The organism is Pseudoalteromonas sp. Z1A8 (assembly GCF_011378855.1).
In the GTDB taxonomy this organism is placed as follows: Bacteria; Pseudomonadota; Gammaproteobacteria; order Enterobacterales; family Alteromonadaceae; genus Pseudoalteromonas.
This window is the reverse complement of record NZ_WTLB01000070.1, coordinates 1-14,668: the sequence shown is the minus strand read 5'-3', so window position 1 is coordinate 14,668 and position 14,668 is coordinate 1. Positions and strand designations below refer to the sequence as shown.

Here is a 14,668-nt window from a genome sequence, read left to right as displayed (position 1 = left end):
ACCAGGCTTCAAATTGTAGAGAGCCCGAATCTAACGATTCGGGCTTTTTTACGTCTGCAGAAAAGTGAAATGTGCGTAATTAATGCATGCTCACTCAACACCCATCACGTAGGTCGGGCAAGCGTAGCGACCCCCGACGTTAAAATTACATCGATAATAACTATAGTGTTCTTATTTGGCGAGCTGGGTTACCGGCTACTACGGTATTAGGCATTACATTTTTAGTTACAACAGATCCCGCACCCACAATACTATTTTCACCAATACTTACACCCGCTAAAATAACTACACCCGCGCCAATCCATACGTTATTGCCTAACGCGATTGGTGCTGCAAAGTTTTCCTTATTAAGCCTCTCTGCTGGATTAGTAGCATGTGACACAGCAAGTAGCTGAACGTTCGGTCCTATTAAGCAGTCATCACCGATAGTAATTGAGTAATTGCCTAATGGTGAGTCGAGAAGTGTGCAATTAATATTTATAAAAGTACGATCACCAATAACTATTTGATTACCGTAATCGCAATGAAAGCCTGATTCTATAATTACACCATCACCCGAGTTTAAAAATAACTCCTTGATACGTTTTAAGTTCCCTTTGCTTGGGCTCTTATTAAATAAACGGCAAGTTTCACCAGCTTGCTTTCGCTGTGCTAAGTATTCTTTACTGATACTGTTAAATGACTGCATTGTATTTATCTTTATAACTTAATTGTTTATAGCTTACCGTATTTTTAGTTTTATTATTATTAGAATAAAACTGTGTTTTTTTTGCTCGTTCACTTGCCATTTAGGTTGTTTCGTTTAAAATCGCATAACTTTCGAAACGAAACTTAATTCACGATCTTTATGACTAAACGAAACACACAACAGCGTCGTCACAATATACTGGTTCAGGTTAATGAACTAGGTGAAGTAGTTGTTGAAAAGCTAGCTGAACAGTTTCAAACATCAGAAGTAACCATTCGAAAAGATTTAACCTCGCTTGAAAAAAGTGGCTTATTACTTCGCCGCTACGGTGGTGCTATTGCACTACCCAAAGAAATTGTTAGCGATGAAGTAGATTCAAAGCGCAAAGTAGCAATAGCAAAAGCGGCAGCCTCACTTATAAACGATCATAACCGCATTATTATTGATAGCGGACGCACTACAGCAGCGATGATCCCTGAACTTGCCAATAAACGTGGGCTCGTTGTTATGACCAATGCGATTAAAGTCGCTAGTCGTTTATTAGCACTTGAGAACGAGCCGACACTTTTAATGACCGGCGGAACGTGGGATCCACATTCTGAGTCATTTCAGGGGCAAGTTGCCGAAAATGTATTATGTTCTTACGACTTTGATCAGCTTTTCATTGGTGCTGACGGTATAGACGTAAAGCGTGGCACTACAACCTTTAATGAGTTAGTAGGCTTAAGCCAGGTTATGGCAAAAGCGGCACGTGAAGTAATAGTAATGGTTGAATCTGACAAGATTGGCCGAAAAATACCAAATTTAGAATTACCGTGGAAAATAGTAACCACATTAATAACCGACAATGGCTTAGCAGACGATAAACGCAAAGCGATTGAGGCGTGTGGTGTAAAACTAATTTGCGCAGAGATTATACAATAGCTACTGAGTAGCAAGTATTTAAACAATTAATGGAGACACTATGTGTGGAATAGTTGGGGCAGTTGCAGAACGTCCAGTAAACAAAATTTTAGTTGAAGGCCTTAAGCGTCTTGAATACCGTGGTTATGACTCAGCAGGCGTAGCCTTGCTTGATGGCAACACACTTAATACTGTTAAAGCAGTAGGTAAAGTAGTTAACGTAGAAGCAGCGCTAGAAAAAGCCGGCGTTAGTGGTCATACAGGCATTGCACACACACGCTGGGCAACACATGGTAGCGTTACAGAAGCAAATGCTCACCCACATGTATCAAACAACCAGCTAGCACTTGTGCACAACGGTATTATTGAAAACCACGCTACGCTTCGTGCAGCATTAAAAGCTGATGGTTACAAATTTTTATCAGACACTGATACAGAAGTAATGGTGCATTTAATTCACCAACTTCGTAAGCAACACACAACGTTACTTGCATCAGTACAAGCAGCTGTTAAACAGTTTGAAGGCGCATTTGGTACCGTTGTATTTGATAAAGATAACGACAACGAAATTATTGTAGCGCGCTCAGGTAGCCCTCTTGTTATAGGTTTAGGCCTTGGCGAAAACTTTATTGCGTCTGATCAATTAGCATTATTACCTGTTACTCGCAGCTTCATCTTTTTAGAAGAAGGCGACGTAGCACGTATTACACGTGACACAGTAGAAATTTTTGATGCAGACGGTAACGCAGTTGAGCGTGAAGTGATTGAATCAAACATTACGCAAGATGCATCAGGTAAAGGCGATTACCGTCACTACATGCTAAAAGAAATTTACGAGCAGCCACTTGCCGTACGTAATACCCTTGAAGGACGTTTAAACGACGACCGCGTAGCAATTGATGCCTTTGGCGACAGCGCTCAGCAAATATTTAAAGATGTAAAACATGTGCAAATTATTGCCTGTGGTACGTCTTACCATTCAGGTATGGTTGCACGTTACTGGCTTGAGCAGTTTGCGGGTGTTAGCTGTAATGTAGAAATAGCTTCTGAATTTAGATACCGTCAGTCGTTTGTTCATGAAAATAGCTTACTAGTTACTATTTCTCAATCGGGTGAAACAGCTGATACGTTAGCTGCATTACGCCTAGCTAAAGAGCAAGGTTACATGGCCTCAATGACTATTTGTAACGTACCTGGTTCATCGCTTGTACGCGAATCAGACCTTGCCTTTATGACTAAAGCAGGCGCTGAAATAGGCGTTGCCTCTACTAAAGCATTCACAACGCAATTAGTTGGTTTGTTAATGCTTACTGCGTCTATAGCGCAAGAAAAAGGCCTTGATCAAAGCGCAATTGTAAATGCGATTAAAGTACTTCCAGCTAAGTTAGAAGAAACATTATTACTCGCTGATGGTATTGCAGACCTTGCAGAAGAGTTTGCTGATAAACACCATTCATTATTTTTAGGTCGTGGTTCACAATACCCAATTGCAATGGAAGGCGCGCTTAAGCTTAAAGAGATTTCGTACATTCATGCAGAAGCCTACGCCGCTGGCGAGCTAAAACATGGCCCACTAGCGCTTATAGATGCCGACATGCCAATTATTGTTGTAGCACCAAATAACGAATTGCTAGAAAAACTTAAATCAAACGTAGAAGAAGTACGCGCACGTGGCGGCATTATTTATGTATTCGCAGATAAAGATTCACACTTTGAGTCAGACGACACAATGCGTGTAATCAACGTAAACCATACTGACGATATTATTGCGCCAATTGTTTACACACTGCCATTACAGTTATTGTCGTACTACGTAGCCGTAATTAAAGGCACTGACGTTGATCAACCTCGTAACTTGGCTAAATCTGTTACTGTTGAGTAAAATCAATAGGTTATAGGTTTTGATTGATGTTAAAAAAGCGCTTAAGGCGCTTTTTTTGTGCCTGAAAGTCTGTTAGCTTAAGTAACTTATTATTCTCTAAGGGATTAGTCATGCGTTTATTAACCGTAATTTGTTTTGTTAGCTTTTTTGCTTTTAGTTCACAAAGTGCCTTTGCACAATCTAGCACTAAACAACAAACCGCTGATTACTCTCAGTACACACATATATTTAAATCGGCTGTTTTAAACGAAGAACGCACAGTTACAGTACAGTTGCCTAAAAGCTATCAAGCTGAGTCAAACAAGGTATATCCTGTTATATATCGCTTAGATGGCGCGGGTAATATACCGCTTGCCAGTGCTGTTATCGAGCGCTTACAAAATGATAATCGTGCGCCCGAGGTTATTATTGTCGCTATTGAAAGCACTAATCGACTCAGAGATTTCTATCCTACAGTGAATAAAGAGCCACAAGGGCCTGTCGGTGAAGGCGGTGGTGCAGCAAAGTTTTTAGCATTTATTGAGCAAGAACTTATGCCCTTGATTAATAAAAGTTATCGTACGCATAGCTTCAATGTAATTGCTGGGGGCTCAGCAGCAGGCGTATTTGCACTTTATACTATGCAAGCTAACCCTGACCTTTTCCAAGCGCATATTGCTTACAGCCCTGCCGTTTGGTGGAACTATGGCGCATCGGTAAAAAATACAAAATCGTTTATAGCTAAAAAGAAAGAGCTTAACAGCTACGTTTACATCAATATTGGCGAAGAAGCCGGCATAATGCGTGAAAGGTACGATGAACTACAGCAATCACTGCAATCGCATAAAGTGCGAGGGTTACGTTTTTTTAGTGATGCGTTTGATGGTGTGTCGCATAACCTGACTTCCGTAGCTGGGGTATTTAATGCCTATCACAACTTATTTTCACCTAAACAAATGCCAATGAACGCTTTAACTGACGATGTAGCCTCTATTGATGCTTATTACCAAAACTTATCTCAGCAATGGGGCGAGCAAATATCGCCACCAGATCGCGCTGTTAGATCACTAGGTTATAACCTAACGGGCAGCAAGCAATTTAACCGTGCTATTGAAGTGTTTAAATACAATATAAAAAACTATCCAAAATCAGTCGATGCGCTTTCTGCTCTATCTTATGGCTATGAAATGCAAGGCGATACCCGTCAAGCGCTTGAATATATGGAATCTGCTTTAGCGATTGCTGACGACTCATATCCTTACATAAATTACTTAAAAGAAACAAAAGCTAGATTGCAGGTAGAGTTTGATAAGCGTAACTTGGTTTTTTAGCTACAACTAATAAAAACGACGCGCAAGCGTCTTTTTTATTAGTTGTAGCTAAATTTTATTTAAATCACTAATCCCTACTTAATAATCGCTAAATACGCTAAAATTACAGGCTACTTTTTTAGCAATGAGCCCGTAATATTCATGACCTCAGCAACAAGCCCTAGCACATTTACCGAACTTGGCCTTATTCCAGAGCTATTAGCTCGTTTAACCGATTTGGAATATATCCAGCCTACGCCAATTCAAGCTAAGGCTATACCTAGTGTGCTTGCGGGGAGTGACTTAATTGCAGGGGCAAATACTGGCTCAGGTAAAACAGCAACGTTTGCGCTGCCAATGCTACAAAAAATGTTTGTTGAACAAGGTAGTAAAAGCGCAGCAAGCAAAGGCAATTTTGTAACAGGGCTTATTTTAGTACCTACTCGTGAGCTTGCAACGCAAGTAGCCGATAGCGTTAAATCGTATTCTGCTAACTTTAATGGCGTAATTAAAACGGTTGCTGTGTTTGGTGGCGTGTCGGTTAATACACAAATGCAGGCTCTTCGTGGTGGCGCTGATATTATAGTGGCAACACCCGGGCGTTTGCTTGATTTAATCTCAAGCAATGCTATTAAGCTTGATAAACTAAATACGCTTGTGCTTGATGAAGCCGACCGCATGCTAAGCCTTGGCTTTACCGAAGAGCTTGCTGAGCTATTAGCGTTAATGCCTGCTAAAAAACAAACTATGTTGTTTTCAGCAACTTTTCCAGAGCAAGTTAAGCTATTAACACAAGATCTATTAAATGACCCTGTTGAAATACAAGTTCAAAGCAAAGACGAAAGCACCTTAGTACAACGTGTTTTTACCGTAAACAAAGGTGAAAAAACCACTGTTTTAGCGCATTTAATTAAAACGCATAAATGGCGCCAAGCGCTGATTTTTGTAAACGCAAAAAAAGACTGTGAACACTTAGCCAGTAAACTTGAAAAACGCGGTGTTAACGCACAAGTATTCCATGGCGATAAAGGTCAAAGTGAGCGTACTCGCGTAATCGAAAAATTTAAAGCGGGCGAAATTGAAGTGCTTATTGCAACCGATATTGCTGCACGTGGTTTAGATATTGAAAAACTGCCAGTGGTAATAAACTTTAATCTACCACGCAGCCCGTCTGATTATATGCACCGTATTGGCCGAAGTGGTCGTGCTGGTGAAGTAGGCTTAGCACTTTCATTGGTTGACTATGAAGACTTGCATCACTTTAAAGTAATCGAGAAGAAGAATAAGCTACGCCTTGAACGTGAGGAAGTAGCTGGCTTTGCCGTTAACCAAGCTAATCTGGATGCTGCACAGGCACTTAAAAATGAAAAGCCAATGGCAAAACCAGAAGGCACAGGCAAGAAAAAGAAAAAAAATAAAGCCGATGATATAGATGATGTATGGAGTGGTTGGAGAAAAAAATAAGCTTTAACACTATATGAGTCATTAAATTCAAGCCATTAAAAAACCCTGCAAAATATGCAGGGTTTTTTGTTGGCTCTAGTTTATTTTGCTATGCGGCAAATTAAAAGTCAGTTGGAGCAGGTGGCACTGTTAAAGGTTGTTTTGGATTAGCTTTAAGCTCATCTAGCAGCTCTTCTACGGCGCGTTCTATTGAAGGGTCTTGCCCTTTATAGACTAACTCTGGACGGTCTATTACTTTAATGTCGGGTGTAACACCTTCGTTTTCGATTATCCAGTTACCTTGATTGTCTAATACACGGAAGGTCGCTGCGATCACTTGCCCACCATCTACCAGACTTGGGTTGCCAGAAATACCAATTAACCCTCCCCAAGTACGCGTGCCAATGAGTTTACCTAAACCTGCTTGGCGGAAGTAGTACGGAATAGCATCCCCACCTGAGCTTGAATAGCCGTTAATCAGCATTGCTTTTGGACCATCGTGAGCAAACTGTGGTGTTTTTGTTGGTTCTACACCACGGCGCTTCCAATAATTTAAAGGTTTTCGCGCTAACAACGTGATCATGTGTTCAGGAATAAAACCACCACCATTGTAACGGTCATCAATAATCATGGCGTCTTTTGTCGTTTGCGGCATGTAATTTTTAAACATGGCGCGGTTACCCTCGTATGCCGTATTTGGTAAATGCACGTAACCAATTCGACCATTCGAAAGTTTATCAACGTAAGCTGCACGTGAGTTAACCCACTCTAGGTAACGCAGTCCTTGTTCACTTGCCACTGGTTTTACAGTTACTTGCCATGCCCCTTTACTGCGTGGTTTATTGTTAAGCATTAACTCAACTTGCTCACCTTGAGTGTTCTCAAGTAGTTCGTAAAAGTTAGCAACGTCTTTTACAGAGCGTCCATTAACAGCAATTATGTAATCGCCGTTTTGGGCTTTAACGCCTGTAGTTCCCAGTGGCGAGCGAAAATCATCATGCCAGTTTTCACCTTGGAAGATCTGTTCAATTTTTACATAACCAGATGGATCGCTAGCGAGAGTTGCACCCAGTAAGCCATGGTTTTTACGTTCTGCTTTTGGCATATCGCCAGATTGAACGTAAATATGACCGGAATTAATTTCGCCCGCAATTTCGCTAAGAATGTAATCTAGGTCGCTACGATGTGCGATAGCATCAGCCATAGGCTGGTATTTAGCTAAAATAGCATCCCAATCTTGCCCATGATGGTTTTCGTCGTAGAACCAGTCGCGCAGTGTGCGCCAGCCTTCTACATACATTTGCTGCCATTCTATTTGTGGATTAATTTTCAACGTCATTTTGCTTAAATCTAGCTTGTTGGCGTCTAGGTCTTGCTTTGGCTTCGGTTCAATTAAGCTGTAATTGTTACCAGCATGAACCAGTATATGTTCGCCATTACTTGAAATAGTGTAATTGCTTACGCCTTTAGCGACTGTTTCTAGCTCACTATCGTGCTCGGTACCAATAAGTTGTAAACCACCATTGGCAAGAGTAAGTACGCCGTCTTTTACTGCGGTTAAGCCACGGTAATCGCCCGCAGGGGCATTAAGTGCGGTAACACGCTGCATAAAGTCACTGCTTTGCAGTGCGTTTTTAACTTTTTTGTCGTCTTCTTTTTCGTCATCTTTATCTTTTACAATAGTGGTTTCGTCACTTTGTAATGCAATAAGTGGCTTAATGCTATCGTTTACCGCAGCCGCATAAATACGGGTCGCGCGGTTAAACATGTAGTCAAATTCATAGCTGCTAAAGGCAAGGTTAAAGTCGCGCTCTGAGCTAAAGTACAGGTATTGTCCATCTGGCGAGAAAGTTGGATTTTGCTCATTGGTCATTTCGTCGGTTAAACGCGTTATTTTTTTCTTGTCGATATTGTAATGCCATAACGAGGCGTAGCGATTTTCGTTATTTTTAACGTAAATAATATCTTCGCTATTTGGTGACCAAGTGTACTGGCGTATCCCTTCTTCATCGTAGATAGCGGTATCAATTTTATGTTGTTTACCCGATTTTGCATCTAACCACCACAGCGTATGGTTTTTGTCTGCAAACAGTAATTTAGAACTGTCTGGCGACCAAATAGGGGTAAAACGCCAAATTGTAGCATTGCTTGTTAATTGCTTAATGGCATTGTTTTTACTGCGATCTTTGAGATAAATTTCGTACTCGCCGGTTTCATCGCTCATGTATGCAATATAACGACCGTTAGGTGACCAGCTTGCGTCAATTTCTCTTCCTTTTTGGGTATATGAAAGATTGCGTGTTGGTCCTTGTTTTACGGGCACGCTAAAGAGTTCGCCACGTGCTGTAAACAGCGCACGTTTGCCATCGTGAGAAATCGACATAGATTCAATAAAGTCGCTTACATTTTTACTGTACGGCATGGCGTATTGACGAACGCCAGCAATATTAATGCTTAGCTTGGTGCTTTTTTCTGTTTTTGCGTCAAAGCGATATAAATAACCACCGTTTTCGTACACAACCGCATTTGGGCCCGCTGATGGCCAAAGCACGTCAAAGTTTTTATAGTTTGTAAGTTTTTTAGGTTCACTACCTTTGCGGTACTGGTAAAGGTTTAATGTGTAATCGCGGTCAGACACAAAATAAATATTATCGCCAACCCATGTAGGTTGATGATCGGTTGCTCGGTTAGTTGTAAGTTGCTCTGAGGTGTTATTTTCTAAATCGTAAATCCATACGTCTTGTGCGCGACCACCGCGAGTACGTTTCCATGTACGAAATTCGCGATCGATTGGTGTATACACATACTTGCTACCATCTGGTGAAAGCATACCGCCGCCGGTTTCTGGAATAGCTAAAGGCTGCTCAAGTCCGCCGTCTGCAGGGACCATATAAGGGCGGCCCATACGTTTCCCCCACGGGGTGCGGTTAGCGCGAAACACTACATTTTTGCCATCGGCTGTCCAATCTAAAACACGGTAATCAAAACCACCACGCGGTGGCATAGGGCCAACATCGTTATAGTAGGTAAGTTGCTTTAGGCCAGAACCATCGCTGTTGATCACATAAATTTGGCGGCTGCCGTTATATTCGGCTGAAAATGCAATGCGCTTACCGTCAGGAGAAAATTTAGGGAATGTTTCAAAACCAATATGGTCGGTTAAACGTTTGCTTTGCCCTGTTTGCGTATTAGCAATATAAATATCACCACTGTAAACAAAGGTCACGTTTTGGTTATGAATATCTGGAAAGCGTAGTAAGCGAGTGTCTTTAGTTTCATAGGCTGATACGCTCGGTGCGATAATCGCAGCCAAGGCAAGAGCCAATGTTGTTAGTTTTTTCATGGGATTACATCCTATATTAAAAGCGGTTACATCATAACAATAAGGTTATAAATAGCGATGCACTTGCGATAAAAGGTCTGTTACAAAATGTGAATAAAAAAGGTTGGCATTAAATGCCAACCTTTAAGAACGTTTATATTATGTTGGGTTTTAAATTAATGGTCGTGATCGTCTTCCTCTGCAATACCAAGCCAAGTAATAGCGCTAGGAGCAAAAGTTAACTCTAGTTCACCTTCAACCTCTAAGTCTTCTAGGTGTACTTGTACTATGTGTTGAGCAATTGGGTCGGCAACATAAGCAAACTCACCATTTTGAGCCACTGTCATGCTAAAGCTCATACCCTCAGGCATGGTTGATACATCTTGTTCGGTAATATCAACTTGGCCTGCAAGTTCCCAGTGCATTTCGCCGTCATGATCATGCCCCGTAAGTACATTTAAAAAGCCTAAGCTGTCGAGAACTAAAAAGTGTTCACCACTGGCTGAGAAAGAATAAGATACAGCACTTGCGCCATCGGCTAGTAGCAATTCTACTTCTTCCATTTCGGCATTTTCAGGATGAATACTCAGTAATACTGAGCCACTGCCATCATGTGCAGCTGCAATACCAAAAATGGTGTCGCTATTTTCGTGGCCATATAAAGTACCAATGCGTTCAGTGCCTACAGCTTCTATATTTGCCACTTTTTGTGCTTCGTATACATCATCTTGTTGATGAGCTATTAGCACACCATCACCACAACCAAATACAACATAGTCGTGGTTTTGTGCTGCGCCCGATAAAACGCTGACTGGCGAAGCTGACTCCATTGCCGACATATGAATTGGCGTTGCTTCAATATCAATAACTTCTATTGGTGAGCGCTCTAGAGTAAAAGACACCGTCTGATTTTCATCAGCATTAACGGATACATCACGATGAAGGTGAGCGTAACCTGGCGCAACAATATGAAGCTCTTTCAGACCATTATTTAGCTCAGCTATTACAAATCGGCCGTTTTCATCGGTAGTTACCTTTATATCTGAGCCTTCAAGTTCTACTACTGCATTACTTACAGCGCTCCCTTTTGTATTTAAAACAGTACCCACTATGGACTGTGCAAGCACACTTGCAGGTAATAAAGCCGCTATTAAAATAGCTAACTGCGATTTACGTTTCATTTTTGCCTTCCTTGAAATGTTATACTATATCAATTACGCTTTAAATGTTATAATGTATCAAGTGCAATTAACGATTGTTATTTAAATGCTTGTTTAAAAGTAAAGCTTTTGTTTGAAGATACTGATTAATAGAGGAAATAATGAAATCGAGTCAAAGTGTAATGGATCGCCTAGCAATAGGGCTTTCGTTAATGTGTACAGTGCATTGTTTTGCAACGCCAATTATTTTAGTGCTGTTACCGAGTTTGGCAGCACTGCAGCTAGATAATGAGCAGTTTCACGTATGGATATTAGCAGCGGTATTACCTACGAGCTTACTTGCGTTAAGCTTAGGTTGTAAAAAACATAAGCAATTTAATTACATGGTACTTGGGATTATGGGTTTGTGCTTAATGTTATCAGCTATTTTTGTAGGAAATGAAGCCGCAGAAAAAGCGCTAACATTAACTGGCTCAGCTTTTATAGCTGTAGCGCATTGGTTCAACTATCGGCAATGTCTTAAAAAAGAAGATGAAAACTGCCCATGTTCAGGTAGTGAATCTGATCAAATGGTTTAGTGCTTGTATTATTGCTGGTGGTATCGCTCTCATCGGCTAAATTAATACTGATTTATATTAAAAACTACAATGACTCAACCTTAAAGCGCAAGATTTTTTATGCTGTAGAAAGTTATCAGCAGTGGCATTATGCTACTACATTCTCTACTGCAGGGTGTTTAGTAATAGCAAATAAAGCCTCAGAATATGAGGCTTTAACGTGTAATCTAATTCGCATTAATGGTTTCTGCGTTTACACTTTTGTGCGACTCAAGTGCTTCTATTTGATTTACACCCCTTAGTTGCATCATTAATTGTTTTACTAAAATCATGTAAATAAACATCATTGGTAGGCCTGCTACAACGCAAAGTGATTTAATGGTATCTATTCCACCACCGCATAAAAATACGCTAAAACTAATGAGTGCAATTGCACCAGCCCATAGAAGCTTAACTTTATGATCGGGGTCGCCATTTAGCTCCAGCTTATTAGTTGTTAACATAGCCGTGGCAACACTTGCGCTCGACATAGTCGTTAGCATTAAGAAAAACTGAATAACTAAAAATAACACTAAGCCAATATTACCCAATGGTAGAGTTTGAATAAGTGACACTACTGCAAACGTTAAGCCGCCTTCGCTCATCCATTGTTGAACAGGTAAGCCACCAACTAACTGCGCCCACACGGCATAGCCCCCAAAAATTGATATAAAAAATGCACAGCCGAGCGAACCCATCGAAATAGTGTATAAAATAACTTCTTTAATAGTACGCCCACGTGAAATACGGGTAATAAAAAGCCCCATCATAATTAAGTAAGCGTAATACCAAAACCAGTAGTATTGAGTCCACGATTGCGCAAAGCCGCTTTGTTGAACTGGGTCGGTCCAAAGTGACATTCTAAAAAAGTTATCGAGCATGACACCTATTGAATCGGTAAAGTTATTTAAAATAAACTGCGAGTCAGCCACAAGTAATACAAATAAGGCAAAGCATATTGCAGCTATCACCGTATAGTCAGATACTTTGCTAATACCTTTTTTAAAGCCAACAAACATTACGGCAACAAGCATTAAAACAAACAATAAAATAATACTGCCTTGGAGTAATAAGCTATTTTTAATTCCCAACAGCGCAGAAGCGCCTGTACTTAGTAGCGATACGGTAAGTGATAGCGAGCTTGCAAAGGCTGCAAGTGTGCCAAAAATTGCAAGTAAATCGATTGTTTTAGCAATAATAGGGTTATTGCCTACTACGGGTTCACACAGGGTTGAGAGTCTTAAGGTACGCTTTTTTTGTACGTAAAATGCGTACGCAAACGGAATTGCCGGAAAGCAGTAAATGGCCCAGCCAGTCACGCCCCAATGAAAAATAGAATAGGTAACAGACCAAGCTGCTGCTGCGTAGCTATTTGGTTCGGCAAAAAGTGGCGGCGATTGCAAATAATACATCGGCTCGCCAATTCCCCAATATATAAGAGAAGCGCCTACACCTGCAGTAAAAATCATGCCGCCGTACGAAAAGTTAGAGTGCTCTTTTTTTTCTTCACCTAATCGAATAGATCCGTACTTTGAAAAAGCTAACCAAAATAAAAAACCAACTAAAGCTAAGCTCACAAGTTCTACTAACCAACCAAACCAGCTAGTTACAAAATGCATGGCGCTGCTTGCTAATAATTGTGATTGCTCAGGATATAAAGTTGAGATAACTAATAAGGTAATTACTAATGTAATTGCAGGAATAGCCAGCTCAAAGTTAAGGTTTTTCAATGGCGTTTCTCCATTGCACTAGTGCTTCGATATGGCTTGGATTAATTCCGCAGCAACCACCAATAATATTAGCGCCAAGGCTATGCCACTGTTTTGCAAACTCAAGATACTCACCAGGAGATAAATCACGGTAGCCTTGGACTGCTTCATTTGCTTTGTGAGAACTTGAAATAGGAGTAAAGCTGTTAGCAAATGCACCTAACGCTACTTTTTTATTTTGCCTAGTTAATACGTTATTAGTGTCACGTAGTGCTTGCTCAATAACCTCAGGTATAGAGCAATTAAAGAAAACACCTGCAATGTTTTGTTGCTCAAGCAATGCTGCTATAGCGTCACTTACATATTCACCAGAGCGAAGTGTTGCCTGCTCAGTTACTTCATCATTTAACGTAAATGCGTAATAACATGGCTTATTTGAGCATTTAAGTACGCTTGACATAACGTGCGCTTCTTCAATGCTCGATATTGTTTCGCAAAGCCAAAGGTCTACATGGGGATCTTGTGCGTTGTATAAGGTATTTAAAATAGTAAAAGCACGTCTACTTTCAAATAAATCAGGGCGGTACGAACCAAATGCAGGTGGTAATGACCCTGCAACTAATACGTTTTGTTTAGCATTTTTTGCCGCTTTTTTAGCAATAAGAGCAGCTTGCTCTGCGAGTAACGCGCCTTGGTTTTGGTAACGTTCTTCACCTAAGTGAAATGGCACACAGGCGTAGCTATTAACCGTAATTATTTCGGCGCCGGCATCTATAAAACCTTGGTGAGCTTGTGCTACAAAATGAGGAGCTTCTATAAGTGCTTGCGCACTCCAAAGTGGCTGTGAGAACGGAGCGCCAATACGCTTAAGTTCGCGTCCCATGCCGCCATCTAAAATTGTTACCTTTTTCACTTATGGACTTCTATATGTCTAAATGATATGGCGCTATTCAAACATATTTTTTAAAAAATCATAATGAAACTTCATCAGGTTGAGCATGAAAAAAGTTCAACCTATTAAATACGCTATAAAAACGCACAAAAAAAGCGACACCTCATTAGGTAGTCGCTTTTTAGTAAGTATGATTAGCTTACTTATAAAAGGCTTCAACAGTGCCTTTTCTTGTAAGTAAAAGCGGTTGTCCGCGACGATCAAGCCCTTTTGGAGATGCAAACTTTATCCAACCTTCGCTGATGCAGTATTCTTCAACATCAAAACGCTCTTTGCCGTTGAACGTGATACCAATATCGTGTTCAAAAACTTCTTCCACATGATGTGGGCTGCGTGGGTTAATAGAAAGGCGATCTGGTAAAGCAGGTTTTGCGGTAGTGTCGTTCATGGTCATATTCTATATTGAATGAAGTATGCGCTATTGTAGGCAATACAACGCTTTCGCTCAAGAGAGATAGTAGTAAATGTGTTTAAAAATGTACTAATTAATGAGTTGTGTATACAAATGAGATTGTGCTGGGAAAATATTTACAGAAGGGGTTTTGAAGATATTCGACTAAATAATTATAAAGGTAAATATATTAATGGGTTATCTCTAACCCACTAAATTGTTTAGCAATTAGATGCTAACAATGTTCTCAGCTTGTGGGCCTTTTTGACCTTGAGTAACAGTAAACTGTACACGTTGGCCTTCAGCTAAAGTTTTGAAACCGTCGCCAGAGAT

The 14,668-nt window shown here is 40.6% G+C and carries 11 protein-coding genes and 2 pseudogenes; 5 read left to right on the top strand and 8 right to left on the bottom strand.

The window, feature by feature from the left end:
- Positions 1–160: 160 nt before the first annotated feature.
- Positions 161–688: a sugar O-acetyltransferase gene (locus GQR55_RS18290; protein ID WP_166421746.1), complete on the bottom strand. Its 528-nt coding sequence runs from the start codon at positions 686–688 to the stop codon at positions 161–163.
- Between the two features lie 159 nt (positions 689–847).
- Between GQR55_RS18290 and GQR55_RS18285 the strand changes: the two genes are divergently transcribed.
- From GQR55_RS18285 to GQR55_RS18270, 4 genes are all read left to right on the top strand, one after another.
- A complete protein-coding gene (locus GQR55_RS18285; RefSeq protein WP_166421745.1) occupies positions 848–1,612 on the top strand; it encodes a DeoR family transcriptional regulator in 765 nt (254 codons plus the stop codon).
- A 40-nt stretch (positions 1,613–1,652) separates the two neighbouring features.
- Positions 1,653–3,473 carry a glutamine--fructose-6-phosphate transaminase (isomerizing) gene (glmS, locus tag GQR55_RS18280; protein WP_166421744.1) on the top strand — a complete coding sequence of 607 codons (1,821 nt, stop codon included), beginning with the start codon at positions 1,653–1,655 and terminating at the stop codon, positions 3,471–3,473.
- Positions 3,474–3,583: 110 nt separating this feature from the next.
- Entirely contained in the window at positions 3,584–4,783 is a 1,200-nt protein-coding gene (locus GQR55_RS18275; RefSeq protein ID WP_166421743.1) for an alpha/beta hydrolase-fold protein, read from the top strand.
- Positions 4,784–4,924: 141 nt separating this feature from the next.
- Entirely contained in the window at positions 4,925–6,226 is a 1,302-nt protein-coding gene (locus GQR55_RS18270) for a DEAD/DEAH box helicase (RefSeq protein ID WP_166421742.1), read from the top strand.
- A gap of 100 nt (positions 6,227–6,326) precedes the next feature.
- Here the strand turns inward: GQR55_RS18270 and GQR55_RS18265 are convergent, their stop codons facing one another.
- The 3 genes and pseudogenes from GQR55_RS18265 to GQR55_RS20100 form a co-directional block, all read right to left on the bottom strand.
- A complete protein-coding gene (locus GQR55_RS18265; protein WP_166421741.1) occupies positions 6,327–9,548 on the bottom strand; it encodes a S41 family peptidase in 3,222 nt (1,073 codons plus the stop codon).
- Positions 9,549–9,703: 155 nt separating this feature from the next.
- A pseudogene (locus tag GQR55_RS20105) lies at positions 9,704–10,324 on the bottom strand (5-methyltetrahydrofolate--homocysteine methyltransferase); the annotation flags it as partial.
- Positions 10,322–10,708, bottom strand: a pseudogene (locus GQR55_RS20100) (carboxypeptidase-like regulatory domain-containing protein); the annotation flags it as partial. The pseudogenes GQR55_RS20105 and GQR55_RS20100, both read right to left, overlap by 3 nt.
- Positions 10,709–10,848: 140 nt before the next feature.
- On the opposite strand from GQR55_RS20100, the gene GQR55_RS18255 reads away from it, so the two are divergent.
- Positions 10,849–11,265, top strand: a complete 417-nt coding sequence (locus tag GQR55_RS18255) for a MerC domain-containing protein (protein ID WP_166421739.1) — start codon at positions 10,849–10,851, stop codon at positions 11,263–11,265.
- Between the two features lie 206 nt (positions 11,266–11,471).
- Here the strand turns inward: GQR55_RS18255 and GQR55_RS18250 are convergent, their stop codons facing one another.
- The 4 genes from GQR55_RS18250 to GQR55_RS18235 form a co-directional block, all read right to left on the bottom strand.
- On the bottom strand, positions 11,472–13,013 hold the full coding sequence (locus tag GQR55_RS18250) for a BCCT family transporter (RefSeq protein ID WP_166421738.1): 1,542 nt from the start codon (positions 13,011–13,013) through the stop codon (positions 11,472–11,474).
- Entirely contained in the window at positions 13,000–13,905 is a 906-nt protein-coding gene (locus tag GQR55_RS18245) for a homocysteine S-methyltransferase family protein (protein WP_166421737.1), read from the bottom strand. Before GQR55_RS18245 ends, GQR55_RS18250 begins: the two co-directional genes overlap by 14 nt.
- Before the next feature lie 178 nt (positions 13,906–14,083).
- Complete coding sequence (locus GQR55_RS18240) at positions 14,084–14,332, bottom strand: DUF3297 family protein (RefSeq protein WP_002963088.1); 249 nt, start codon at positions 14,330–14,332, stop codon at positions 14,084–14,086.
- Between the two features lie 231 nt (positions 14,333–14,563).
- A partial coding sequence (locus tag GQR55_RS18235; protein WP_166421736.1) for a cold shock domain-containing protein occupies positions 14,564–14,668 on the bottom strand: 105 nt, incomplete at its 5' end.

What these genes read in the sequence shown, in the direction of transcription:
- GQR55_RS18290 (WP_166421746.1), bottom strand. Translation starts at nt 688, where the DNA reads ATGCAGTCATTTAACAGTATCAGTAAAGAATACTTAGCACAGCGAAAG.
- GQR55_RS18285 (WP_166421745.1), top strand. Translation starts at nt 848, where the DNA reads ATGACTAAACGAAACACACAACAGCGTCGTCACAATATACTGGTTCAG.
- glmS (WP_166421744.1), top strand. Translation starts at nt 1,653, where the DNA reads ATGTGTGGAATAGTTGGGGCAGTTGCAGAACGTCCAGTAAACAAAATT.
- GQR55_RS18275 (WP_166421743.1), top strand. Translation starts at nt 3,584, where the DNA reads ATGCGTTTATTAACCGTAATTTGTTTTGTTAGCTTTTTTGCTTTTAGT.
- GQR55_RS18270 (WP_166421742.1), top strand. Translation starts at nt 4,925, where the DNA reads ATGACCTCAGCAACAAGCCCTAGCACATTTACCGAACTTGGCCTTATT.
- GQR55_RS18265 (WP_166421741.1), bottom strand. Translation starts at nt 9,548, where the DNA reads ATGAAAAAACTAACAACATTGGCTCTTGCCTTGGCTGCGATTATCGCA.
- GQR55_RS18255 (WP_166421739.1), top strand. Translation starts at nt 10,849, where the DNA reads ATGAAATCGAGTCAAAGTGTAATGGATCGCCTAGCAATAGGGCTTTCG.
- GQR55_RS18240 (WP_002963088.1), bottom strand. Translation starts at nt 14,332, where the DNA reads ATGAACGACACTACCGCAAAACCTGCTTTACCAGATCGCCTTTCTATT.